Raw genomic sequence first — 25,669 nt, 5'->3', positions numbered from 1 at the left:
CATTATCTAGAAATATCTTGAGACGTCCAAGTATTTTCTTTATTACTGGACTCTTATTAGAGAGTAAAACTAAGCCTGAGATAGGGCTTAAATATTAATATACGAGGGGAAGGAATAATGAAAACTGCTGAAAAGTTAGATCAGATTATAAAAGAAGAATATGAAAATATGAATGGGATGTTAGTAGTGCAGAAAGGTAATGTTATTTTTGGAAAATATTATAACGGTTATGGTCCAGATGATGCATTTCACATAGCGTCAGTCACAAAAACGATAATCTCTGCGCTAATTGGCATATGTATAGATAAGGGCTATATAAAAAGCGTTGATCAAAGAGTAATAGAATTTTTCCCGGAATATAACGTTAATTCATCTGAAATAACGGTACGACATCTGTTGACAATGACAGCTCCACATCCTTTCGTAGACTGGCAGGAGCCGTTAGAAGAACTATGTATGCAACGAGATTGGGTAAAGTATACGTTAAATAGGATAGGAAACGGCGGAGAAATTGGATCTTTTAAATACTCATCTGCAGGAGCGCATGTACTATCAGCGATTATTACGAATGCAACAGGGAAAAGTGCACGTGAATTTGCGAATGAGTACTTATTTCAACCACTGGGCATGAGCGAAATTCCAAACTACAATATGAAAGCATTTGGATTCGATGACTTATTCGGAAAAGATGTGAAAGGATGGGTTCACGATCCAAATGGTATTTCGACGGGCGGCTGGGGAGTAACGTTAACGGTTAGGGATATGGCTAAGTTTGGACAGATGTATTTGAATGAAGGTATTCATAATGGAAAACAAATACTATCAAAATCATGGATAAAAGAATCGACAGAAATGAACGAAAATCAATATGGTTATTTATGGTGGTTACGAGAAGAAGAGGGTGTCTATTCGTATTGTGCTATGGGTGATGGTGGGAATATGATTTGTTGTATTCCAGAGAAGGAATTGGTGGTGGTGATGGCTTCTGAAGTTGTGCCAGAAGCAAATGATAGATGGAGATTAATCAAAGAGTATATACTTTTAACAGAGTAATGGTGAGCTTGTAGAAAAATTTAAACGCTCCCCGTAACTTTCCTCAATAAAAAATCGTTAAACATTAGGAAGGGTTATTAATCACGAATGGGGGAGAACTATGAAGATATTAATTCTAGGCGGTACACGATTTTTAGGAAGAGCATTTGTAGATGAGGCTTTACAGAGAGGGCATGAAGTTACGTTATTTAACCGCGGAACAAACAAAGAAGTTTTTCCTGAATTGGAGCAGTTAATCGGTGACAGAAATAACGATGTATCAAGTTTAAAAAATCGAAAGTGGGATGTTGTCATAGACACGTGTGGATTTTCTCCACATCATATTAGGAATGTTGGAGAAGTGCTCAAAGATAATATTGAACACTATGTATTCATCTCAAGCCTTTCCGTATATAAAGATTGGATTCCGCATGACATAAAAGAAGATTATATATTACAGCCCGAACCGACGGATGATCAAATAAAGGCTGTAGAGAATGGTGAAGTTTCACCTTATGAGTATTATGGTGCACTGAAAGTATTATGCGAAAAAGAAGCAGAGAAGTATTGGCCGGGGCGTGTGTTACATGTAAGAGCAGGTCTTCTTTCAGGAATGTTTGATTATACAGATCGACTTCCATACTGGATTCAGCGTGTAGCAAAGGGTGGGAAAGTATTAGTACCAGGAAGAAAAATTCGTCCCGTGCAATTAGTTGATATAAAAGATGTCGCGAGATGGGGGCTAAATATGGCAGAACATCATAAAGCAGGAACATTTAATATAACAGGTCCGAATGATGAATTGACGATGGAAGAGCTATTAAATACGTGTAAAAAGGTTACGAATAGCGATGCTGAATTTGTTTGGGTAGACGAAGCGTTTATGAGTGAACATAATGTGCAGCCTTGGACAGAAATGCCTTTGTGGATTCCAGAAACTTTCCCATTAGATGGTGAGACGAAGCCGTGGAGAGGCGGGTTTTCTATTTGTATCGAAAGTGCGGTTAATGAAGGGCTTACTTTTAGAAGAATAGAAGAGACAGTTACAGATGTGTATGAGTGGATGGAGAGTACGGAAGAATGGGAATTAAAAGCAGGTATTTCAGGCGAGAGGGAGAAGGAATTGTTAGAAAGATGGTATCAATAAATTTAGCGGAGTTCTTTGAATATGCTTGATTGCACATAAGGAGGAAAAGGTGATGTGGAAAGACACCATTCACAGTATCTCATCAAATTTAAGCTTGAAAAACCCAGCTACGAAGGATGAACTTACTGATATACAAAAATGTTTACATGTGGAGTTACCGAATGATTTATATCAATTATTACAGGAAACAAACGGTATAGAAGGTGAATACGGTGACTTTATATGGTCCGCTTCAAAAATTAAAACTGAAAATATGAGTATGAGAAATATAGTTGATTTTAAGGATTTATACATGCCTTTTGACTGTTTATTATTTTTTGCTGATGGGGGAAATGGTGATTTGTTTGGCTATTCCATTTTGAATGGAAAAGTACAAAGAGATGACATATATGTATGGAACCATGAAAATGATAGTAGAACGTGGGTTGCTCCTTCTTTAAAGACTTTTATGGAGTGGTGGGAGAGTGGAAAGATGATAATTTAAATATAGTATCAAAAAAAGTGCCTTGTTACTAAAGAAACAAGGCATTTTTTCACGAATAATTAATCTACCACTCAATCGGTTCTTCCCCGTACATCTCCCATAGCTTAGGAAACATCTTTTTTAAACCTTCTTCATCGTCTTCGTCCCAATCTAACTCGATATCAACTTCCTCAAACTCTTCATTTGTTAAGACATGGTATAGTGTAAAGTATGTATCATCTTCATCCCCAGTCTTCTCCATGTAAACTTCTTGCCCGAAATATAGAGTAAGTTCTTCAATCTCTGGGACGTCATACTCACTCAAATTTTCTAATACAGGAATTAATCGTTCTGGATCTTCAATACAAGCTTCGTATGTCTCTTTTCCTTGATATAATAACCATCCGCGGAAGTAATCGAAAGTATCATCTGAACAGCCACCCATAATAATATAGGCTGCTGCCCATAAACGGGAGGTATAGGAGTCTTTCAAAAGGCGATGCATATGCGTATCAAAAGCTACAATTTCATGTACTGTACGTTTAGCAAGGTGAGAAGTAAGCCATTCTATTTGTTCTTCTTGGTCCTCACCTTTCGTTTTTGCACGATGAAGTAGCTCCCAAAATTCTTCTTCGGTTATCGTTTTTTCTTTTATGTAATCTTCCCCAGGCAACGGGTCTGTATATCCTTTTTTACGTTTGGAAGCAACTAGTTTATTAGCTTCTTTCATACATTCTTCTTCTGTTTCAAACTCTTTCGCTTTCACACTGCCAGCTGTGCCAATTTTTCCGTAAAACACAACATAGTCTTTTTCTTTCACAACGATTTTCCAAAACTTATTTGATTTCTCAGTTTGCTGGATTAATAACGTTTCCATCCGTACCCCCATAATGTTTTCTAGTGTGCAATATGATTGTAACATATGTATATACACTTGTAATGATGAAAAATAATAGTTTAGAAAATTCAAAAACCATTGAATGGAGTGGATAAATTTAGTAACCTTATTTGTACAGTAATTACATAATTGTTTTGTAATAATTCGATATTTATATAAGGGGGCGTTACGGATGGATCTTACGTTTAAAGTTGAGGAAACATGTTTTAATTACCGCGTTGGAGCAATTTGTAAACATGATAATAAAATACTCATTCTGCAAGGTGACGGTGAAGATTTTTGGTATGTACCCGGCGGTAGAGTAAAAATGCTAGAGAATAGTGAAGATGCATTAAAACGAGAGCTTGCGGAAGAGATAGGTGTTCCTATTAAAAGGAAAAGGTTAATATGGTCAGTAGAAAATTTCTTTACACTTTCTGAGCGAAAGTTTCATGAAATTAGTTTTTATTATGAAGTAGAGCTACATGAGTTACCTGCGAGTGGAGCGGATCAATATATTTTGGAAGAAGAGGGTAGAACGTATTTGTTTAGATGGGTGCCAGTAGAAGAACTGCATACATATAACTTACAGCCTGCATTTATAAAAGAGAAAGTAAAGGATGTATCAGTTCACACAGAACATATCGTATTACAAAAGTAAATGTATTCGGAGGGGAAAATGGTGAAGGGAACTAAAAAAGAGGTACATATAAATGACAAAGTAATTTATTACACACATATCGAAAAAGGTTCTAGTACCGTTTGCTTTATGTTTTCAGGTTCAGGATACAATTATGATAAGCCGTTATTTTATTACGCGACGATGTTAATGCTTGAACATAAAATAGATGTTGTACATATTCATTATTCTTATGATGGACAATTAATGAATAAACCAATGGAAGAAGTAACGAAAGTAATGATGGATGATATTAATCCGGTAATAAATGAAGTATTAAAAGATGAGCAATACAACGAGACTATGTTTTTAGGGAAGTCACTCGGAACAATTCCGATTGCAAATGATTTAATGAGGAGAGAAGAATTCGCGCAGTCAAAAATGATACTATTTACACCTTTACTGACGTTTGATACAATTTTTGATTCTATCTTACATAGTCGACACGAAGGGTTTTTAGTTATTGGGGATAAAGATCACCAATACAATGCAGGTCAAATTGATCAGTTATATAAAACGAATTTACAGATTGAAGTTGTCAAAAATGTAAATCATTCTGTAAATGTTGGGGGATATGAAACGGAAAATTCAATTGAGGCTATAGCGAAAATAATAGGAAAACTTAAAGAAGTTGTTAGGACAAACTAACCTATTAATACATGCAAAAGAGGTGCGAATTGCACCTCTTTTACTTTAATAAGCCTTCAAAACATGAAGTAAATAATCCTTACGATTCAGCGGATTATAATCAACACGTTTTCGAGTAGGGAAGGGAGCCATAAGTTTTGTGAAACCAGCTGGCTTCGTTGTAAATATGCCTTCTCCTTCTGTAAATGAATGTAGTATTCGTTTGAAACTCTCTGTTTTCGCAACAGGTAATGATCCTGTTAACTGATAAGAATTGTTATTGAATATAGGCTCTGCAAAAGTTGCTGGAACGGCAGCAAGCTTATACATTGCAGTACTAATTGCGTGCTCCGGTACAGTTAATTCAAATTCATTTACTGGTTCATATACATATGTTTCAGCTTGCTTTAAAGCATCCATTAATACGATCGGTGTTAAATTTCTAAAGTCACTCGCTGTTGTAACAGGACTAGCATAACCAGTATGTGTTAACGTGACGATAATATCTGTAACTTCCCATCCATATAATCCTTGTTTTAACGTTTGAAATACTGTATCTTCAATCGCTTTATGAAATGCTAAAGGCAATGAACCAAGCTCAACACCTAATTTATACGTTATGCCAGAGTTAAGTTCACCACGTTCAATTTTAAAACCAATTGTTGCGTAAAATGGATTCGCTTTTTCACCCATGACTTCAACGGAATTCCCAATGCCAATTGGCTTTTCAATACATACAACTCGCGTATTTGAGAAAGTAACCTGTAAGTTATATTTATTATAAAGTGTTGTTTCGATAACCTCTTTTTGTACTTCACCGAAAAGGCGAATATAAAGTTCATTATGAACATCATCTTTCCACACTTTAATGAGTGGATCTTCTTCACAGAGTTCCATAAGTGCAGCGTATAAATCATGAATTCGCTCTTTAGGTACCGCATCAATCGCTGCTTCCATTTGTGGTTCGGCAAAGTGAATATCTTTTATATAATCCGTACGTTCACCGATAATATCACCAATTTTTATATCATTCAGTCCCCACACTTTGCAAAATTCTCCGCTAGGAACGATAGTAGATTGAACAGCATTTCCGCTATGAAACATACACATTTTTTTAATCTTTTCTTTATGTGGTAGAGACTCATCGCGCTGTATATCCACATATTTTCTAACGTGTAAACTACCAGAAAAAACTCTTATATACGCAACCTTTTCTCCAGAAGGTTCACGTTCAATTTTAAAAACAACACCGGATAATGGTTCCTCTTGTGCCGATGTATGAGCTGGCATTAGGGCGGGAAGTTTTTCAAGTATTTCAGTTACTCCTATACCTGTCATTGCTGAACCGAAAAAGATTGGATACACATTTGCTTGCTGTATTTGCTGTTCTAGTTTTTCTCTTAATAGTGCGTCCGGTATTATTTCGTTATTTACATATGATTCAAGTAATGATTCATTAAATGATGCTAACAGTTCCATACAACCGTCATATGATTTGTATTAAATGATCCGGGCTTCTTTCGTTCCTTCGTTTAGAACAGAATAGAAGGGGAATGCTTCATTTGAAAGAACCTCTTTTATTTGTTTCATAACTTTTTCAGTGTTTGCTCCACTACGATCAATTTTATTAACGAATAAAATAGTCGGTATGTTTAGTTTCTGTAATGTTCGCATTAAAATTTTTGTTTGTGCTTGCACACCTTCAACGGCAGAGATAACTAAAATTGCACCGTCTAGAACGCGGAATGATCGCTCCACTTCAGCGATAAAATCAGCGTGTCCAGGTGTATCAATGACATTTACTTTTACAGCATCAATAAAGAAAGAAACGACAGATGCTTTAATCGTAATTCCGCGTTGTCTTTCTAATTCCATTGAGTCAGTTTGTGTATTACCACTATCAACTCGGCCAATTTCTTTAATCACATTCGTTTCATAAAGAATACGCTCAGTCAAACTCGTCTTGCCAGCGTCTACGTGCGCGACAATCCCTATATTTATTGTTGTCATTTGTGAATATCCTCATTTCATTTTCCATTTTCATTTCCTCATTTCTATTTGTGTATTGCCGCATTATCAATCACTCTCCAGTCATTTAAATTATTACTATTATAGTGCAATTAACATTATTTGTAACGCTACAAAGCGCCTTAATTTGGAAAAAATAAAATGAAAACAAAATGCTTGCATTCTAAATCGATATAGATTATATTAATTGACATATCAACTATTGATACATCAAATGTTTTTATTTTGATTGTAAAGGAGGGTTAATTTGACAAGTTCATGCTCAAAAGAAGCGATTATTTTATATAAATTACACTTTCTAAATAAAGAAGTAAGTTCGAAATTTGAAGGGTGTACGGGTATGAGCCAGTCTCGATTAGAGCTTATACTTCAATTATTTGAAGTAGGTGAAATTAGTCAAAAAGCACTTCAGCAAGAAGTGAATATTGATAATGCTGCGATAACAAGGCATTTAAAGCAGCTTGAGGCCAATGAAATGATTGTAAGACGTAAAAATCCAGATGATAACAGAATTACGTTAGTTTCTCTTACTGAAGAGGGGCGAAATAAAATTCAGGCGTTTCAAGAAGAAAAAGAACGTTTTGCAGCATCTGCATTTAAAGGATTAAGTGAGGAAGAACGCGATAATCTTTTAAATATGTTAAATCACATTCAAGAAAATATAAAAGAATTATAAAAAAGGGAGAATACAACTATGACTAACTCAGTAAAAACAAATGATTTTAACGAAATTTTAACAGGACGTCGTTCAATTCGTAAGTACGACCCTTCAGTGAAAATTAGCAAAGAAGAAATGACAGAAATTCTTACAGAAGCAACACTTGCACCATCTTCAGTAAACATGCAACCATGGAGATTCGTAGTGATTGAAAGTGACGAAGCGAAAGCAACACTTGCGCCACTTGCGAAATTCAATCAATCTCAAGTAGAAACATCTTCAGCAATGATTGCTTTATTTGGTGATTTAAACAATTTTGATAACGCAGAGGAAATTTACGGTACAGCAGTAGAGCGTGGCTTAATGCCAGCAGAAGTAAAAGAAGACCAAATGAAAAAACTTTCAGCTTACTTCTCAATGGTTACACCAGAAGTAATGAAAGATACGGTATTAATTGACGGTGGTCTTGTAGCAATGCAATTTATGCTAGCAGCTCGTGCGCACGGCTATGATACTTGTCCAATTGGTGGTTTTGAGAAAGATCAAATCGCAGAAGCTTTCGGACTAGATAAAGACCGTCACGTACCAGTTATGTTAATTTCAATCGGAAAAGCTGCTGACAGTGGTTACCAATCAGTACGTCTTCCAATTGAAAAAGTTGCAGAGTGGAAGTAATTTTAAAGAAATAAGTGGAATATGAAAGGGGAAACACCATGATTATTATTCACGCAATATTTCAAGTAGATCCAGCAAAACAACAAGCATTTTTAGAAGAAATTCAGCCACTCATTCATGGTTCAAGAGAAGAAAGTGGAAATGTATCTTATGACTTATATAAAGATACAGAAAAAGAAAGTGTTTATACGATGGTAGAAGTATGGAAAGATGAAGCAGCAGTTGCGAGCCATAATACGAGTGAACACTTCACATCTTTCGTTAGTAAAGCAGCACAATTTTTAACTGCTCCTCTTGATATAAAAGCTTATAATGGAGAGTTAGTAAAATAATAAGGTAGAAAAAGATGACTTTAGCATATGGCTGAAGTCATCTTTTTTGTATAAGTAGAATCCATTTTGGACTCAGTTATGTTGATTGATAAGTGTTGCTCGTATCCTCAGTAACTGTGGTGAATTGTATGTTAAATTCGAACATTTGGTTTATTGGGATATTTTTCCGTGTTATAATTTTCTTGTAAATAAAAGGTAGAGGGGAGTAAGTAATGGGAGAATTTCAAAGTAATTTGCATACGGCAACGCAACTTGCAACGAAAATGAGAAATGCTTCAGATAGAATGCAAAGTGCTACTAGTCGCTCTATAAATAAGGCAACGCGTACTACACTATCTGTGAACTTCAAGGCACAAGAAGCAAATCAACAAAATTTACAGATCACGAAACAATTTTGTACTGCTTTTCAACAAACAATTGATAATATCCATTCCGTAGCAAATGAATTTGAGAAAATGGATACAGGACTTCAAAAGACTTTTCAATAATGTAACAACCTACGTAAAGGGGAAAAGGTAGGGAGAAAAGATGAGTCAAGAAATTGAAAAGAGAATCAGTCAATGTAATCAAAAATTACGAAATATATTTGAAGAACAAAATGAAAACCGAATCGCGCTGCAAAATCAAGAACGAGCTGAGGTTAGTTTTCATGAATGGAAAAATAGAAGTAATCGTTTATTTAACCGAATACTAGAAACTTGGCACGGCGACAAAGAAGTGTTTCACCTTTTTACGAATATGCGGCAAGAAATCGGACAGTATGAAAGAAAACTTACATTCGAATTAGAAAATGAAAAAGAGACGTTGCTTAAAGAAAAACGGCATCTCAGTGAGAAAGAAAACGACCTTTCCTATGAACAGCAGCAACTACAAAGGGAGGCAAATACATGAGTTTAAACATGTATTTGGGAGAAGTACAAAGTCAAACTCAAAGTATGAACGCTATATGTAATGCTACGATTCAAAGTATGGAACAAGCCATTCAATCTATTGATGCCTTTGCGATAGACACAGTATTACAAGGACAAACATACAGTAGTGCAAAAGCCTACCTTGTCCAAACATTTCGGCCATTAGCGCAAGGAATCATATGCTTATGTGAAGAATTAATTCGCCAAAACGAAGCATTTCCAAATGAGTTCCAAGCGAAAGTTGCTTCGACAGATGTGATTGAACAAGAAATAAGAGAACAAATACGGGGAATTAATCAATCGATTACAAGTATAGAAGCAATAGAAGTACTTACACCAATGCCCGGAGTAAGTGCAATCGTAACGGTATTAGGTGCAATGAGAAAAAAACTGGAAGAAAAACTTGAGCATTTATATGAATTCAATCATTCATCCAGCAACAACTACAGCACCGCCCTCCAATTAGCGGCTAGCATCACAGCCGGACTCGCTGAAGTGCAAAGCGGGAAAGGATTTAGTCCTGTGAGTGGTACGTTTCATAGTGAAAAGTTAAATATGGAATGGGCAAAGCAAATTCAAATAATTATAGAAGAGAAAATACGGAAATCTGACAATGGTATTGGAAAAAGTGTAGATTTAGAGCACAATGTGTATAACGACATTGAAGGAATAAGCAGCGAAAATCAATCTATCAATAATAGATTTACAAAAGAAGAGATACAAGCGACACAAAAATACCTCGAAGGAATTAAAAATGGTACAATAAAAGGGAATATAGGTGAGGATTTCCAAGTTGAAACCGATGATTATGAAATGGAGCATAACATTTTTGGCCATCCAGTCGGTGGTAGAAGGCCAGTACTCGATCCTTTTTTAATCGGTGTGGCGAAGTTTGGATTCGATTTTCTCTTTGGTGATCTTTTCACACTCTTTGACCCAGAAGCTACCTATGGTGAAAAACTCCTAGCAGTTGGGATGATGACTCCATATGGGAAAGGTGTAAAAATAGTTGATAAACTTCATGATTTAAAAAAGGTTGGAGATGTGAAGAAAGCAACGTCTGGGAGTGCGGGGGTTGCTAAGGGTACGGGTAAAACTGGTGTTGGTAAAACGGGTGAGGGAATACCTTTAGAAAAAGTAAAGCCCGATGTACTTAAACAGATACATGCTGATGATAATGGAGCATATGGATATTTACCAAAAGAAGGTACTGCATATAATAAACCAGAATATGACTTTACAAATGTTGAATGGACAAAAGAAATGCAAAATGTAAGAAAAGATTATCTTGAAGCATCTAAACAATTAGAAAATGATATCGAAAAAATGATATCTGAAGGATTTTCTAAAGAAAAAATAGCTGAACATGTTGTAGAAGCACGTAATCGGCAAAAAAATGCAGCGAGGGAAAATATGACTGCTGAGGAGAGAGCCGGTTTAGAGGAAAGAAATATAAAAAAATATGGTAATCCAATAGGACCGACAGCTGAGAGTATGTTTAATAAGATAAGAGATTCGTACATTGATAAAGGAATTTATGAATCAGATGAACAAGTATGGAAAATTATAATTCAAAAATCAATGCAAAAAGATGATGTAATAAACACACTATTAGGATTAGAGCATTAGGAGGGACAGGATAACTTATGATAATAATGAATAATTACTCTAAGACAGGAACGTATATTATATTAGAACCTAGCGGATATTCAGTAGTTGAAAAAAATAAAGTAAAGTTGGTTAGACAAGGCGTCGGAGGATTTAGTGAAGATGGACAGGTAGTTGGTATTTATGTTAAAGATAACAAACTATTTTTTTTCTATAATGGAAAATCATTTGAAACATCTATAGAAGATCTAATTTGTACAAATAGTTATGTTTCAAAATTGAAAAGATGTTTTAGTGTAACAATAGGAGGACAAAATATCTGTAATATAGTTTATGAGCCTTTTATTGATCCAGGAATGATTTATTATGATGCAGACCCTGAAGAGTTTGATGTATTGTTATACTTAAGTGAATTATTGAAGAATGAGGATTCTATTAAGAGATTTATGAATGGGATGGAAATGATTAAAAAGCAGAATAAAGGTTAGTGTTTTAGGGAAAGAAATAAGTGTTTGAAATTACGTACTTCATGATGGTTGGCCCATCATTGGGTACTGTGTCCAATGATAGAATAGAAAAAAAGTACGAGTTTAGGTAAGATGACATTTTACAACATATGATCTTAAAGCACTTGATTGTCTATGGAAGGCAATAAGTGCTTTTTTCATCTCAGTATAGAAATAAGATATAATAAATAAAAAATTAATATTTTGTTAGATTGAGAAAATAAAAAGATCTACTAAAAAGCAGCTGTCGATGGCATAAAAACAGCCAGTCACAAAGTAAAAGAGGGAGTAAACTTTGTAGCCTCCACAGCAAAAGGATTTGCCGACAAAATCGGAAGTCTATGGAACAAAGGTGCTACAACCGTAAAAACAACCTTTTTGCAGGGGAATGAAAAAATCCGGCACGCAATAAAAACATTACTGGAGTACAAATGGATTCTAGGTGAGGGAAACGGCTTCGTCATAGCTGAAGTAGGAAATGTCACAGAGGGAGGGTAGCATTCTCCGAAAGAGGATTATCAGTATACGACAAGTAGGAGTGTTAAGAGTACAGGTGTTGATGGTCAGGGAGCCAGTGTAGCAGGGAACATTGGAAAAAATGATAAACTAGCAAGTCAAGGGCATGTTGATGCTGGCGTTTCAGGTGCTCCAAAAGTTGATGCAGGAAAACAGGGTAAACATGTTCCTGGTCATGGGAATAATGTCTCAACCAAATCGCAGTGGGGAGCAGGGAAAAATGGAGTAGTAGAGACACAAGAAGCATGGGTGAAAGGAACACCAGTAAAGCCAGACGGAAGTGTTAGAGTGCATGATTTTGGAAAGTCAATAGGTCCAAATGGAGAAACGAGGGTAAAGGTTCATATGGATGGTAAAGGAAATATACATGGGTATCCTGTACAATAAAGGAGAATAATTATGAGTGATGAGATACTAAAAGTTGTTAATAAATTATATAAACAAGGTGATTTCCAATATGTTTTGGGGAAATTTGTTGATAAACATTTTTGGGATGGAGAAATTAATAAAATATCAAATATAAACGTTGATAATATTACTGATTTTAGTTATTCAACATGTTTTTCTTACATTCTTCTACCACTAGATGTGAAATTTCGTTTTGGTAGTGTAGAATTCAGTGAGTACGTTCGGAAGCAATCAGAAATTAATTGTGTAATGCTAATGATTTCGGCAATCGCGCCATATGCAGTGGTTAAATATTTAAGATATAGATATACTAATGGTACAATCGAACTAGTTGAAGAGTCCTCGCCATACAATGATGAATCTAAGAAAATAGGAAGTAGTATTTTAAAATTATTAGATAGTAACGGAATAAAGAATCTTGATAAAGAAACGTTAAGTATTGAAGTGGAGGATGTTTCGTTAGAGTTAAAGGAAACAGGTGTTACTATATATAATTGTCTATTTGAAGATGAGTATTAAAAAGAAACGGACTATAAAGAGGATTTAGAGGACTACATTGATAATCTGAAAAATTTCTGGAATGGATCAGAAATAAAGTTAGTTCAATTTATGTTAGAGAATGATCAAAATTATTATGCATGGGTACCAAAAGAAGCAAACATCCCAAATATGTATGAAGTGAAGATTGAGAGTGAGAGTGTTGATGTAGAGGAAGTTCTATAACGAACAAATCGAAATATTACGCATCATGAGTAACGTTAAAAAACTAATTTATACGGAATTTAATAAATGAAGAATTTAAAAATAGTGGTAGTTTGGAGAATCCAACTGTCACTATTTTTGTGTTTGCGAATGGTTTTGTAAAGTAAGTAGCGTGTTTAATGAATTCAATCATTCATCCAGCAACAACTACAGCACCGCCCTCCAATTAGCAGCTAGCATCACAGCCGGACTCGCTGAAGTGCAAAGCGGGAAAGGATTGAGTGGTACATTTAGTACACAAGGGTTGAATATGGATTGGGTGAGTTCGATTCAGGGGATTATAGAAGAAACAGCTCGAAAAAATGATCAGTCAATTAAAGATATAGAAACAAATAACATAATTGAGAAGAAATCTCCGGTTAGAAATGCTTGGGACGATGCGACAGACAGTATAGTTGGCACGTTTGAAACAGCGAAAAAGATGTGGGAAGCTATTCAAAGAGGATCGGGGAAAGCTATTGGTGATGAAATCGAGTCCGCAATAGCTTTAAGTAATATGGACATAGGAACTTTTATTAATGTAACCTATGCACTTTTCCATTTGGATGAAACTGCAAAAAATATGTGGCATGCATTTTCAAATAAAATAAAACGAGATATGATAGAGGGAGATGCAGAGAGTCGTACAGAATTGACTACCTATGGATTAACACAAATAGCTACCACAATATTAAGCGATAGGGCACTAAATAAAGTAGGCTATATCACAAAAGGAGCAAAAGCATCAAGTGGAGTAAGTACATTTGCTAATGCAGTAAAACTAGCAAAAGAATTGAAGCCTACGCTTGAAATGTTACAATCATTTAAGAGAGAGGCTTCCTATGCATTCTCTAGTGTTGGTGGAACTGTTGTAACCAAAATACCTCAAGGTGAATTGATAGAAGCTTATTATAAGTTTGCGAAGTCTAAAGATGGTGGTAAGGGTACGGGTAAAACTAGTAAAATAGCTAAGGAATCTGGAAGAGTAGCCCAAACATTAGAAGCAGCTAGGGCACAACAACGTACGGTAATAGAATCAGTAGAAAGTGGCGAAGTAGCTTTAAAAACAACGAAGCGTAAAGGGAATTATGGTGAAATGAAGATGGATGACTTTTTGAAAGTCAAACATATACTAGAATTAGTGATGATCGTGTATTAACATTAGATCAAAAAATTGTTAAGGGAATAGATGCTGTATATGAAAATTCACCTCCGCCACCTAAGTATGTGATAGCGGAGGCTAAGTATAACACATCCAAATTAGGAAAAACAAATGATGGTAAGCAAATGAGTGAAGATTGGATTCTTGGAAGTGAAAGGTTAGATAGTACTTTGTCAAAAGAAAAAGCAGATGAAATTGTGGAAGAGATGTTGCTGAATCCAGAAAATGTTCAAAGAATTGTTATTCAAGTTATGCCTGACGGAACGATTGTGAAGAAAATTCTTGAAGTATAAAAGGTGGAAAAGAAATTATGCTAAGGGATAAAATCAAAAATGATATATATTTTAACAAATTTATCAATTATGAGGAAAAGAGAATAGAAAAGTTTTTATTATTGGTTGAAAAGGTTATTGAGGAAAGAGGCAAAGATGATAAAGGTGTAAAGAATGGATATATAGCGTTACAAGGGTATCATTTTAATAAATTAAGGGCAATGTACTCTGCAGGTTGTTCTATCCAAACTATTCGTGATTTTTTACCTGAAGTAATAAATATAATGGAAAAAGTGTGGAATAAAGAAAGTGGATATATACGTATGTTATGGATGATATCTATAGCAGTAATGCTAAATGTTGAAGATAAAGAATTTAATAGACTAATAGCAATGGTAAGGAAAGAAGGATTAAATGATTATCTGATTAATTATTTTATTGCTTTTAGAAATAGTGAGCCATCAGATTTTTATGAGCAAAGTGAGTTTTATGTAAAATATCCATATTTCAAATTAAAAGAAGTAATTGAGAGTAATAAAATTTCACAAGAGAATTCTATAAAAAATTTAGAGAAATATATAAAGGAGTATTGGTATAAGGGACATTTAGAAGAAGCATGGTACGATGCACATGAAAATAAACATGACATTTATAGTGGTTACTGGAGTTTTGAAAGTGGAGCAATCGCTAAAATTTTAAAATTAGATGATTCAACCTTGAAAGATAGTTCATATTACCCTTATGATATGGTGCATTGCCAAGAAAAATAAATGTTGGAATCCACAGTGATAAATTTTAACACTGTGGATTTTTTAGTTTGTATTAAAGTAGGTATAAGGGTAATGTTGGTAATGGATCCAGTGAGCTAGATGTAAGAGCTAATTAGGAAATATGTACGAGATGTTGAAACGCAGACGAATTATGAATTATCACTGGATTTTTTTATCTAAATATCCATAATATCTAATTGAATGTTAGTAAATTCATAAACATATTGTTATCACCTTCTGTTTATATCTGTATATAGGAATTAATTGAATGATTTAATTAAATCTTCAATAGGCCATATCACAAAAGGAGCAAAAGCATCAAGTGGATTAAGTACATTTGCTAATGCAGTAAAACTAGCAAAAGAATTGAAGCCTACGCTTGAAATGTTACAATCATTTAAGAGAGAGGCTTCCTATGCACTCTCTAGTGTTGGTGGAACTATCATAACCAAAATACCTCAAGGTGAATTGATAGAAGCTTTTTATAAGTTTGCGAAGTCTAAAGATGGTGGTAAGGGTAAACCTAGCAATAACAAAAATACAAATGTAGACAATTTTGATGCAAAAACAGCTACAAATAAGCAAAAAGGTAATTATGGTGAAATAAAATCTAGTGACAATTTATTGAATAATCAAAGTTTAAAAGAAGCTGGATTTGATTTAAAGCCAGTCGGAAAAAGTGCACCAACAGGTATAAATGATAAAATAGTAAAAGGAATTGATGGATTATACGAAAATGCAAATGCAGAATCAAAGATCAAATACGTTATAGATGAGGCTAAGTTTGGCAGTTCACAATTGGGGAAAACTAAAGATGGACGACAAATGTCTAATGATTGGTTGAATGGTGCGAAGACCAAAAAAAGTAGAATATTTAAAGCTGTTGATGGAGATAAGAAATTGGCAGATAAGATTAAAAGAGCGCTGGAAAGAAATCAAGTAGAAAGAGTACTATCACAAGTCGATAGTACCGGAAAAGTAAAAACATATAGATTAGATGCAAAGGGAAATATTATTGGAGAATGGCCATAATTTAGAAGCTAGGAGGAATCAAATAGAATGAGAGATTATTTAATTATAGAAGAAAAATGTAGAGAAGGAATTGAATATAATAAAGAGTTTATTCAAGAAAATAAAGAGGATATTAAAAGTTTAGAAGAAGATGAGAAAAAGGGAATTCAAAGATATTCTAAGGATAATAATAGTATTATAGAAGGAACCTACTTATCAAGCTTTAATTATGAGTTAGAGGATATTATTGCAAAATATTCCCTAGGAGAAGCTATCCATACAATAGAAGGAGATTTTGACAACGCTCTTATTGATTTGGGGCATATAGGGGAAAGAGAAGTTGGATATTTAAATCTAATTTGGATGATATCTCTAGGGATTTTATTAGAAACGGATAAAAAGAATCTTGTAAGTTTAGCCAAGCTAGTTGAGAAGGAAAATATGAACGACGCAGTAATTGATTTCCTCTTATGCGCTAGTGATATTGGATACACAAACATGACGAACAGATATTATAAAGAAAATCCATATGCAAAAACGAGAGAGATTATAGAACTTGCACAAATAGATAAAAAAGAAGCATCTAAAAGATTACAAACGTACATGGAGAAAGAATGGTTTAAAGGTCATTATGATTATGAGTGGAAAAATGCGCATAAAGAACCTGGATATGTAGGATATTGGAGCTTTGAAACGGCAGCGCTTGCGAAAATTTTGGAACTGGATGATATAAGTTTAAAAGATAATAATCATTATCCATATGATTTGGCACATTATAAAAATGAAATGAAATTTAAGCATATAGACCTAAGTGAATATCACTATGAAGATGAGACAGAAGAAATAGAGGATATAGTAGAAGGAATTGAACATAATCCTGCATTGGAAAATATTATTCCGCCAAAATGGCATTCATTAGTCAATGAATTAATACATGATTATGAGAATATGGATGATAGTAGTTTTTATGAGAAATACAAAAAAACGATAGGAATAGGTCAAGTGTGGTTCTTACCACAAGAGTATGAAGAAGAAAATGAGCAAAAAAATCTATTAGGAAGTTTAATTGTGTTTGCCCTGACGATAAGAGATTATATATTACAATTGGACTATAAAGAAGATTTAGAGGACTACATCGATAATCTTAAAAATTTCTGGAATGTTTCAGAAACAAAGTTAGTTCAATTTATGTTAGAAAATGATCAAAATTATTATGCATGGGTACCAAAAGAAGCAAACATCCCAAATATGTATGAAGTGAAGATAGAGAGTGTCGATGTAGAGGAAGTTCTATAACGAACAAATCGAAATGGTTTTTATTATATGTAATATTAGAATGCATTTTACTAGTTAATTGAAAACAATGCATGCGTGGCAGAAAAAAGGATGTATTGTTACTAAAAATTAGAGGGAAAGAAGGCTGTTGGATTGAGTTAAGCACCTCATTGTCAATATACGACAATAGGTGCTTTTTTGCGTGCAATGAAGAAAAAATAAAAGATTCATTTTCACTCTATTTCATCTTCGAATTACATGTTATAATTTGGAAAAAGTATATTCTTAATTTTTAGATAATTAAAAGGTGGTAGATACTATATGAGTACATTAAAGAAAATTACTAATAATATTTCGAAGGTTATTATAGGAAAAGACGAATCGATAGAACTAGCAGCCATTGCTCTAATAGCAAGAGGACACATTTTATTAGAGGATGTACCTGGGACAGGAAAAACAACATTAGCGAAAAGTTTGGCTAAAAGTGTGGACGCCAAATTTCAAAGAATACAATTTACAGCGGATACTTTGCCTGGAGATGTTATTGGCCTTGAATACTTTGATGTGAAGGAATCGGATTTTAAAACAAGGTTAGGACCCATTTTTGCAAATATCGTATTAGTGGATGAAATTAATCGAGCTGTACCGAGAACACAATCTTCGTTACTTGAGGTTATGGAAGAGCGTACGGTTACAATTGCGAAACAGACACATTCATTACCAGAACCTTTTTTAGTTATAGCAACGCAAAATCCACTCGAATCAGCGGGCACATTTCCGTTACCAGATGCTCAATTAGACCGATTTTTACTTACGATTCGCCAAGGTTATCCTACGAGAGAAGCTGAAAAGGAAATGATGAATCGGTTTCAAATGAATGATCCGTTAGAAACATTACACTCTATTATTTCAAGTGAAGAAATTATTACGATGCAAAAGCGTGCAAGAGAAGTGTTAGTAGGGAATGATGTGCAAGATTATCTTCTTGAAATTATTGAAGCAACTCGTAACCATGAGTTAATTGAAATTGGTGTAAGCCCTCGGGGAACGTTGGCATTTATGAGAGCGATTCAAGCACGAGCAATATTAAATGAAAGAGATTACTGTACGCCAGATGATATTAAGACGCTCACTGCATCAGTTTGTGCTCATCGTTTAACGTTAACGATTGAGGGAGAGATGAAAACGACGAAAGAACAAATTATGAAAGAAATTCTTCATACGATTAGTGTGCCAGTGGAGAATGTACGATGAATCAACAGCTTGTGTATACACCTTTAGCGGAGCCTTTCGTAATGGGGGTTATGTCAGTTGTAGCCGTTATTTTAAGTGTATTTTCAAGTAATCTACTGTTTTTATCTCTCGTATTTTTATATGTAATTTTAATAGGTGCTATGCATGTATATATACGTAAAGTATCTCGTGTTGAATGGGAATACAGTCAAGGGAATTCGAATGTTTTTATAGGTGAAACGAATATGTGCAAAATGAAAATTTCAAACAAGTCGATATTTCCTATTCTTAATATCGTATTTCGATTTAAATGTGAAAATAAGCTAACTTGGAATCATGATGAAATAAACAAAAATCATAGTACAGGTTCAAATTATTATATGAATTTTAATTTAAAAGGAAGGGAGTCAGTTTCATTTGATTTGCAAGCTGTAGCGTTAAAAAGAGGCATCGCGAAATGGGAAGAAGTTGAAATTGTTATTACTGATCTCTTTGGATTTATAACGAACCATATAACATATAAACAAGTTGATACGCCCTCTTATTTAGTCTTACCAGCTGTTCCGAAAATACAAGTTCCTGAATTACAAGAATGGTCACGAGGATTTCGAAAAGCGATGTCTTCACCCTTATATGATGAAACGAAAGTAATGGGAGTAAAGTCTTATGAAAATGAAGATTTTCGTTCCATCCACTGGAGTGCAACAGCGAAAACAGGGACGATAATTGCGAAAAAGTATGAGCGAACACAATGTGATAAATACGCGATTTATCTCAACTTGCAAAATAAAAGTGGTGTTTCTTTGCGAAATGATATAGAGGAACTAATTGAATTAACAGCAGGTATATGCAAACAACTTCTTATGCAAAACTGTTCGTTTGAAGTATGGATCAATAGTGTAAAAGATAACGGTTTGCTACATATAAAAAATGGGGATAATCGGAAACATTTGCAAAATGTATTAAAGGTACTTGCCTCGATATCAGACCAAGATACGCCTATATCTTCTTCTTACTTTTACACAGCAGGCTTTCGTCGAAAGGAACTGGATGCGGTTCCTTTAATTATTGGTACTTCACCAAAGAAATACAGTAGAACGAATAAATGGATTGTAATGAAAGAATAAGAAGGGGCTTATGTCATGGTGAATAAAAAGCGGCATATGAAAGTGAAGTTATGGAGTGTAAGAACTTTAATCATACTTTTCTTTGCGATTAGTGCGATAACGTTATCACAAGGTGTTGTGTATGTACAAGACATAGTAAAAGAGCGTTTTTTCAGTAAGACTAAGACAATATCGGAAAGAAATTATGACTTTACTAGTATAGGTGAAAATTTTGATGATTCCAAAATAGATGAAGATGAATATGAAGAAGTAGAAGATACAGGTATAAGAACGAAAACGGGTAAAAAATTTCAACCTTTCGAAAGAGAAAGTCTATGGAATGACGTGCTTTCTGTTCTTTCAAATGTATGGATTACTATAGTTTTTTATGTGATAATCGCAATATCAATTATATATGCCATCTACAAGTATATTAGGAAAAAATTGACGAAAACAGAAATAGTACAGGAGAAAGAATCGATCACAAAGCAAACTGCGGTAAGAAGCATAAAGAATGAAAAAGTCATTCATCAGTTAGAACAGCCGTTACCGACAGATAAGATAAGAAAAACGTTAGTTGAATGGGAAAGAACATTACCATTTCATGAACAGAGAAGGTCCTATGAAACGATGCAACAATGGTTAAAAAGAATTTGTAGAACAAGGGATATTATCTCGTTATATGAGTCTGTTCGTTATGGGGAAAAGACGTATACGGATTTAGATGTGAAAGAAATAATGAAGTGGGTAGAGGGAGATGGGAAGGTGGATACATAAATATCCACCTTTTCTTTTTTTATACGGAAATTTGATTAACATGAATTATTTCTTATATGAAACCGTATTTAAATAGGTAAACAAAATTAACATTATTTACTTATACTTCATTACATGTTAACCTATACTTAATTTTTATAAACTATAATTAATTTTTAAGTTTTTTAAGGGTGTGAAAATGTAATGAAATCGGTATTAAAAAGCATACTTATTTCCTTTGTTTTTTCTGCAGTAGGTATGTGTTGGTTACTGTACGTATTATTCAAAGGGGACGGAGACTGGTTATTGTCTTGGATAGGTGTATTAATGGCATATTTATCTTTATATACTTTAATAGATTTATATTGTAAAAATACATACGATAAAAAAATAAATAAATGGCTTATAAAAACAGCGGTGACTAGTTTTAGTTTTTCTGTATTAGGAATCTCATTTTGTATCATACATGAGCTATTAACACCATGGAGTCTTAGTTTAATGGTGTGGTATTGGTTGCTAATGTTAGTATTATTTTTAACAACTATAATATCATTAATCAGTTTAGTATTTGTTAATCGTAAAAATCACAATTTCACCGGTGGATATAGAATGCTCATACTTCTAAATGTATTTCTTACATTGGGACCAGTATTATGGCCGCTATTACTTTCTATTATTGGAAATGGTATGAATGCTAGTGCGGGCTGGTAAAAAGGAATATAAATTAGTTGTGTAAAGAATAGGATGAAAAGTTGATATAGAATTTTAAATGTTTAAGAGAACATGTTTACATAAAAAATGAAAACATGTTCTCTTTTTATTTGCATGCATAACTCTTCCTCAGTTTACCCTATTTAAATTTAAACGTAAGTATTTCGTAAGGAATGGATAAGAAAAAAGAGAGATTTATCATATAGGATGAAAGTATAGCCTGAATCAATCCGATATTAATGGAGGAGAGAAAGCCTTATGAAAAAATGTAATTCAATTAAGTTAGCAAGTTTTGCAGTTTTATTAGCGGGTACTGCTCTATTCACACCTGGTTTTACTGTGACTGCAGAGTCAACCCAAAATATTTCTAGTTCGTCACAAGTACATGATCAAAAGAATCGTAATGGCTGGAAACAAGTAATGCAGGAAACAGTACAGCTTGGTGCTGTAGGAATATTAGCTAAGGCGTCTAATAACGGAAAAAATAATAGTTTTACTGCAGGCGTGGCGGACTTAAGTACAAAGAAACCGGTGAATTCGGATTATCGCTTTCGGATTGGTAGTGTGACGAAGACGTTTACTGCCACGACTATTCTTCAATTAGTAGGAGAAAATCGCTTACAACTTGACGATCCAATTGAAAAGTGGCTACCGGGTCTCGTGCAAGGAAATGGGTATGATGGTAATCAAATTACGATACGACAACTTTTGAATCATACGAGTGGTATCGCTGAATACTTAAAGTCAAAAGACGCGGACATAATGAATTCGAAAAAAACGTATACAGCAGAAGAAATAGTGAAAATAGGCCTTTCGCTGCCTCCAGATTTCTCGCCGGGTAAAGACTGGTTGTATTCAAACACAGGATACGTAATACTAGGAATGCTTATTGAAAAAATAACTGGAAATAGTTATGCGGAAGAAATCGAAAAGCGAATTATTGAACCTTTGGACCTATCAAATACGTTTTTACCAGGAAATTCACCCGTCATCCCAGGAAAGAATCATGCTCGTGGATATGTGAAAATGGAAGGAACAGGCGAGTTGAAAGACATTACGTATTATAATCCGAGTTTAGCTAATGCAGCTGGAGATATGATTTCTAATGCGGATGATTTAAATAAGTTCTTTTCATCTTTACTCGGTGGTAAGTTACTGAAGGAACGCGAGCTAAAAGAAATGCTTACTACAGTTCCTATAGAAGGCAAAGGGGTTGGTGACGCATACGGTCTTGGAATCTATGAGACTAAACTTCCAAACGGTGTTTCAGTTTGGGGGCATGGAGGAGGAATTCCTGGATTTACAACTTTTGCTGGGGGAGTAATTGGAGGCAAACATACATTGGCTATCAGTCTCAACTCTATAGGTGGGGTCGATATTGTTCCGCAGTTTAATAAAATGATGCAAATTGAATTTAATAAATAGATGAAAAGAAAGTGAATGGAATTTTGTTATAGTTATATTTAAAAGAGGTGCTTTTTTAAGTTCGTAACTATGGACAGTAGTTGCATTTATGATATGACATCAAGTGTATTCCAAAGTGAAAATCAATCTTAATGCTTACGACAAAATAAAAAAGGATGTCAGTTACATGACAATCTTTTTATTTTGGATAAAAGAGGTATGCATATAGTTCTGAAAATTGTTATTTTTAAAATTTTTACATATAATGAAGGATATAGGGGCACCAATTGGGGAGTTATGAATGGAAAATACTTTAGTTAGTTAAATATTACTCGTTTTAATCAAAATAATTATGAGTTGATTTGGAGTTGAATACAATGGGGAAAAATCATTATAAATGGAGTAATAAACAATTACGAGAACATGTTGAAGTACTAGATGGTAAGAGAAGCACACACATATTATTAAAGAATGCAACATATTTAAATTCTTATATGCGCGAGTGGATGACAGCGAACATTTGGATATATAATGATCGAATTGTATACGTAGGGGAGCAGCTGCCAGAGCAATTAACGGAGTGTGAAGTTGTTGATTGCGAAGGAAAGTATGTCGTACCCAGTTACATAGAACCACATGCACATCCGTATCAGTTGTATAACCCAGAGACGCTAGCGAATCATGCGATGCAGTTTGGGACAACAACTTTTATTAATGATAATTTAACTTTAGTTTTCACATTAAAGCGTGAAGAAGCATTTCGTTTATTAGATGAATTCAATAAGATTCCAGCAAGTGTGTATTGGTGGTGCCGTTTTGACGGACAGACTGAATTGCAAAACGGGGAATCTTTGTTTAATCGTGAAGAAATAATAGAGTGGCTGCAGCATGAAGCGGTTCTTCAAGGTGGCGAGCTAACAGCATGGCCAAAACTATTACATGGCGATGATGAAATGTTAACTTGGGTGCAGGAAACGAAGCGATTGCAAAAGAAAGTAGAAGGACATTTTCCGGGTGCATCTGAAACGACTTTAGCGAAGTTAAAACTGTTAGGTACAGATTGTGATCATGAAGCGATGACAGGGCAGGAAGCTTTCACTCGTCTTATGCAAGGTTACACTGTTTCCTTAAGAAATTCTTCAATCCGCCCAGATTTAGAAGTTTTACTGAAAGAATTGTTGGAACTAGGCGTAAAGCAGTTTGATAGATTCTTTTTTACAACAGACGGCTCACATCCTTCGTTTTATGAGAATGGAATGACAAACGTTATGATTTCTACCGCGATAAAACAAGGAGTACCAGTAATAGATGCATACGATATGGCAAGTTATAATATTGCTCGCTATTATAATATGGAACATGTACATGGTTCGATTGCGACAGGTAGAATTGCTAATATCAATATTTTAGAAAGTAAAGAAAACCCAGTACCAATCAGTGTCCTTGCAAAGGGGAAATGGGTGAAGCGTGACGGTGTAAATACACATGAAGCATTACATATAGACTGGAGTAAACATAAAGTAACTCCATTATCATTAGATTGGTCCATAGAAAAAGAGGATATGATTTTCTCTAATAAAACGGGGATACACTTATTAAATAACGTTATTACAAAACCATACACTAGTGAAATCAATATAGACTGTGATGAATTGTCCACAGATCATGATGAATGTTTCTTTATGATGATTGCTCGTGATGGCAGTTGGCAAGTGAATATAGCTGTGAAAGGTTTTGCGAAAGAACTAGGTGGGCTTGCTAGCTCTTATTCTGGTACAGGTGACATCATTCTTATCGGAAAAAGAAAAGAAGATATGCTTACAGCTTTTCGTAGAGTAAAAGAGCTTGGCGGGGGAATGGTAATAGCTGAAAAGAATGAAGTATTACACGAAATAGCATTACCATTGCTCGGGATTATGTCTAATTTAAAAATGAGAGAATTAATACAGGAAGAGAAACAGATGGTGAAATTACTACAAGAGCGTGGCTACGCGCATGATGATCCAGCATTTACAATTTTATTCTTTTCTGCGACGCACTTGCCTTTTATACGAGTAACACCTATAGGATTATATGATGTGAAAAGTAGTAAGGTAATTGCCCCGCCCGTGAATTTGATAAAGCAATATTAAAAGGAAAGATCCTATAAAAATTTTATTTTATAGGATCTTTCTTATTATTAGCATAAGAATATTGTAAGCCTCAAATGATATAGTATCTAAATCATTTGAGGTGATATGTAAATATGAAAAAAATATTTTACATTTTAAGCGTATTTATTCTGTGTGTATCGATACAACACGTTGTACATTCCCAATCAGATGCACCAGAATTATCTTCGGATTGTCTCGAAGAAAGAAAAGTTAGAGATGAAAAGCATGTGAAGAATATAATACAGGACATTAAATCCACATTTAATTTAAATATTGATGAACATAGTTTTTGGGAAGTAAGTAAAAGAGATCTGGAGGCTGCTCATTTGATGTATGGTGGAAAGGAAAATGATTCTTATTATAATTCGCTAACTAAAATTTATGATAGTGGTGGATTTAGCGAACAGCCCAGCTTATTTGTGAGGGCACAAGAAGCATTTTTACTTTATAAAGAAAAAGATAATATCAATGTAATGAAACGCCTAAAACTAGACGTTGAAAAAGACCTGCGGTAGTATGTCAACTGAAAAATAATATCTTTTGAAGTTATCAAAGGACAAATTGCTTAAAAAAGACATCACGAAACTAGACCAGTATTTTATGTAAAA

25 protein-coding genes and 4 pseudogenes are annotated in these 25,669 nt (G+C 34.3%); 27 read left to right on the top strand and 2 right to left on the bottom strand.

The genetic code is table 11. From position 1 onward, the window contains the following. Positions 1–117: 117 nt before the first annotated feature. The 3 genes from MR168_RS22810 (at position 118) to MR168_RS22800 (ending at position 2,663) form a co-directional block, all read left to right on the top strand. The gene (locus tag MR168_RS22810; RefSeq protein ID WP_016122749.1) at positions 118–1,053 is read left to right on the top strand and encodes a serine hydrolase domain-containing protein; all 936 of its coding nucleotides are present in this window, start codon (positions 118–120) and stop codon (positions 1,051–1,053) included. A 100-nt stretch (positions 1,054–1,153) separates the two neighbouring features. Continuing rightward, on the top strand, positions 1,154–2,179 hold the full coding sequence (locus tag MR168_RS22805; RefSeq protein WP_016122748.1) for an SDR family oxidoreductase: 1,026 nt from the start codon (positions 1,154–1,156) through the stop codon (positions 2,177–2,179). A 52-nt stretch (positions 2,180–2,231) separates the two neighbouring features. After that, on the top strand, positions 2,232–2,663 hold the full coding sequence (locus MR168_RS22800; RefSeq protein ID WP_000265342.1) for an SMI1/KNR4 family protein: 432 nt from the start codon (positions 2,232–2,234) through the stop codon (positions 2,661–2,663). 64 nt (positions 2,664–2,727) lie between these two features. On the opposite strand, the gene MR168_RS22795 is transcribed toward MR168_RS22800, so the two are convergent. Then, entirely contained in the window at positions 2,728–3,519 is a 792-nt protein-coding gene (locus MR168_RS22795) for a DUF4240 domain-containing protein (RefSeq protein WP_000449119.1), read from the bottom strand. A gap of 193 nt (positions 3,520–3,712) precedes the next feature. Between MR168_RS22795 and MR168_RS22790 the strand changes: the two genes are divergently transcribed. Then, the gene (locus MR168_RS22790; protein WP_000366230.1) at positions 3,713–4,180 is read left to right on the top strand and encodes an NUDIX hydrolase; all 468 of its coding nucleotides are present in this window, start codon (positions 3,713–3,715) and stop codon (positions 4,178–4,180) included. After that, on the top strand, positions 4,181–4,846 hold the full coding sequence (locus MR168_RS22785; protein ID WP_121868300.1) for an alpha/beta hydrolase: 666 nt from the start codon (positions 4,181–4,183) through the stop codon (positions 4,844–4,846). It begins immediately after the preceding gene. Positions 4,847–4,891: 45 nt separating this feature from the next. On the opposite strand, the pseudogene MR168_RS22780 reads toward MR168_RS22785, so the two are convergent. Beyond that, positions 4,892–6,835: pseudogene (locus MR168_RS22780) on the bottom strand (GTP-binding protein). 265 nt (positions 6,836–7,100) lie between these two features. Here MR168_RS22780 and MR168_RS22775 point away from each other — a divergent pair. The 22 genes and pseudogenes from MR168_RS22775 to MR168_RS22670 all read left to right on the top strand — a co-directional run bounded on the left by MR168_RS22775 (position 7,101) and on the right by MR168_RS22670 (position 25,576). Continuing rightward, positions 7,101–7,529, top strand: coding sequence for a MarR family winged helix-turn-helix transcriptional regulator (locus tag MR168_RS22775; protein WP_000204162.1), 429 nt, complete (start codon positions 7,101–7,103; stop codon positions 7,527–7,529). Between the two features lie 18 nt (positions 7,530–7,547). Next, the gene (locus tag MR168_RS22770; protein ID WP_016122744.1) at positions 7,548–8,186 is read left to right on the top strand and encodes a nitroreductase family protein; all 639 of its coding nucleotides are present in this window, start codon (positions 7,548–7,550) and stop codon (positions 8,184–8,186) included. A 38-nt stretch (positions 8,187–8,224) separates the two neighbouring features. Then, positions 8,225–8,518: a putative quinol monooxygenase gene (locus tag MR168_RS22765; RefSeq protein ID WP_000583804.1), complete on the top strand. Its 294-nt coding sequence runs from the start codon at positions 8,225–8,227 to the stop codon at positions 8,516–8,518. A 212-nt stretch (positions 8,519–8,730) separates the two neighbouring features. Beyond that, complete coding sequence (locus tag MR168_RS22760) at positions 8,731–9,006, top strand: TIGR04197 family type VII secretion effector (protein WP_000503639.1); 276 nt, start codon at positions 8,731–8,733, stop codon at positions 9,004–9,006. Positions 9,007–9,046: 40 nt separating this feature from the next. Further along, positions 9,047–9,409 carry a DUF3958 family protein gene (locus MR168_RS22755; RefSeq protein ID WP_016122743.1) on the top strand — a complete coding sequence of 121 codons (363 nt, stop codon included), beginning with the start codon at positions 9,047–9,049 and terminating at the stop codon, positions 9,407–9,409. Continuing rightward, on the top strand, positions 9,406–11,058 hold the full coding sequence (locus MR168_RS22750) for a T7SS effector LXG polymorphic toxin (protein WP_086411721.1): 1,653 nt from the start codon (positions 9,406–9,408) through the stop codon (positions 11,056–11,058). Before MR168_RS22755 ends, MR168_RS22750 begins: the two co-directional genes overlap by 4 nt. 17 nt (positions 11,059–11,075) lie before the next feature. Then, positions 11,076–11,525, top strand: coding sequence for a hypothetical protein (locus MR168_RS22745; protein WP_000585090.1), 450 nt, complete (start codon positions 11,076–11,078; stop codon positions 11,523–11,525). A gap of 255 nt (positions 11,526–11,780) precedes the next feature. Next, positions 11,781–12,158: pseudogene (locus MR168_RS33425) on the top strand (WXG100 family type VII secretion target); the annotation flags it as partial. 150 nt (positions 12,159–12,308) lie between these two features. After that, on the top strand, positions 12,309–12,446 hold the full coding sequence (locus MR168_RS22740; RefSeq protein ID WP_000679168.1) for a hypothetical protein: 138 nt from the start codon (positions 12,309–12,311) through the stop codon (positions 12,444–12,446). Between the two features lie 12 nt (positions 12,447–12,458). After that, positions 12,459–12,986: a hypothetical protein gene (locus MR168_RS22735; protein WP_001278748.1), complete on the top strand. Its 528-nt coding sequence runs from the start codon at positions 12,459–12,461 to the stop codon at positions 12,984–12,986. Positions 12,987–12,989: 3 nt separating this feature from the next. Beyond that, positions 12,990–13,190 (top strand): annotated as a pseudogene (locus MR168_RS22730) (hypothetical protein); the annotation flags it as partial. Positions 13,191–13,350: 160 nt separating this feature from the next. Beyond that, positions 13,351–14,663: pseudogene (locus MR168_RS33955) on the top strand (cytoplasmic protein); the annotation flags it as partial. Positions 14,664–14,680: 17 nt separating this feature from the next. Beyond that, positions 14,681–15,412: a PoNe immunity protein domain-containing protein gene (locus MR168_RS22715; RefSeq protein ID WP_079245693.1), complete on the top strand. Its 732-nt coding sequence runs from the start codon at positions 14,681–14,683 to the stop codon at positions 15,410–15,412. 264 nt (positions 15,413–15,676) lie between these two features. After that, entirely contained in the window at positions 15,677–16,444 is a 768-nt protein-coding gene (locus MR168_RS22710; protein WP_086411722.1) for a hypothetical protein, read from the top strand. 27 nt (positions 16,445–16,471) lie between these two features. Continuing rightward, on the top strand, positions 16,472–17,719 hold the full coding sequence (locus MR168_RS22705) for a PoNi-like cognate immunity protein (RefSeq protein WP_086411723.1): 1,248 nt from the start codon (positions 16,472–16,474) through the stop codon (positions 17,717–17,719). A 300-nt stretch (positions 17,720–18,019) separates the two neighbouring features. Further along, positions 18,020–18,952, top strand: coding sequence for an AAA family ATPase (locus MR168_RS22700; protein ID WP_000105663.1), 933 nt, complete (start codon positions 18,020–18,022; stop codon positions 18,950–18,952). Further along, positions 18,949–20,058: a DUF58 domain-containing protein gene (locus tag MR168_RS22695; RefSeq protein ID WP_001075939.1), complete on the top strand. Its 1,110-nt coding sequence runs from the start codon at positions 18,949–18,951 to the stop codon at positions 20,056–20,058. The genes MR168_RS22700 and MR168_RS22695 overlap by 4 nt, the downstream gene beginning before the upstream one ends. Before the next feature lie 15 nt (positions 20,059–20,073). Then, positions 20,074–20,814 (top strand): hypothetical protein, encoded by a 741-nt coding sequence (locus tag MR168_RS22690; protein ID WP_086411724.1) that lies wholly within the window; start codon positions 20,074–20,076, stop codon positions 20,812–20,814. A gap of 183 nt (positions 20,815–20,997) precedes the next feature. After that, positions 20,998–21,504, top strand: coding sequence for a DUF3902 family protein (locus tag MR168_RS22685; protein ID WP_016122735.1), 507 nt, complete (start codon positions 20,998–21,000; stop codon positions 21,502–21,504). 258 nt (positions 21,505–21,762) lie between these two features. Then, entirely contained in the window at positions 21,763–22,929 is a 1,167-nt protein-coding gene (locus MR168_RS22680; RefSeq protein ID WP_086411725.1) for a serine hydrolase domain-containing protein, read from the top strand. Positions 22,930–23,285: 356 nt separating this feature from the next. Continuing rightward, positions 23,286–25,040 (top strand): adenine deaminase, encoded by a 1,755-nt coding sequence (locus MR168_RS22675; RefSeq protein ID WP_086411726.1) that lies wholly within the window; start codon positions 23,286–23,288, stop codon positions 25,038–25,040. A gap of 113 nt (positions 25,041–25,153) precedes the next feature. Next, entirely contained in the window at positions 25,154–25,576 is a 423-nt protein-coding gene (locus MR168_RS22670) for a hypothetical protein (protein ID WP_086411727.1), read from the top strand. Positions 25,577–25,669 lie beyond the last annotated feature (93 nt).

It is taken from the genome of Bacillus cereus group sp. BfR-BA-01356 (assembly GCF_022663635.1).
Taxonomy (GTDB): domain Bacteria; phylum Bacillota; class Bacilli; order Bacillales; family Bacillaceae_G; genus Bacillus_A; species Bacillus_A cereus.
Note: the sequence above shows the minus strand (reverse complement) of the source record. Positions and strands in the feature narration are given on the sequence as shown.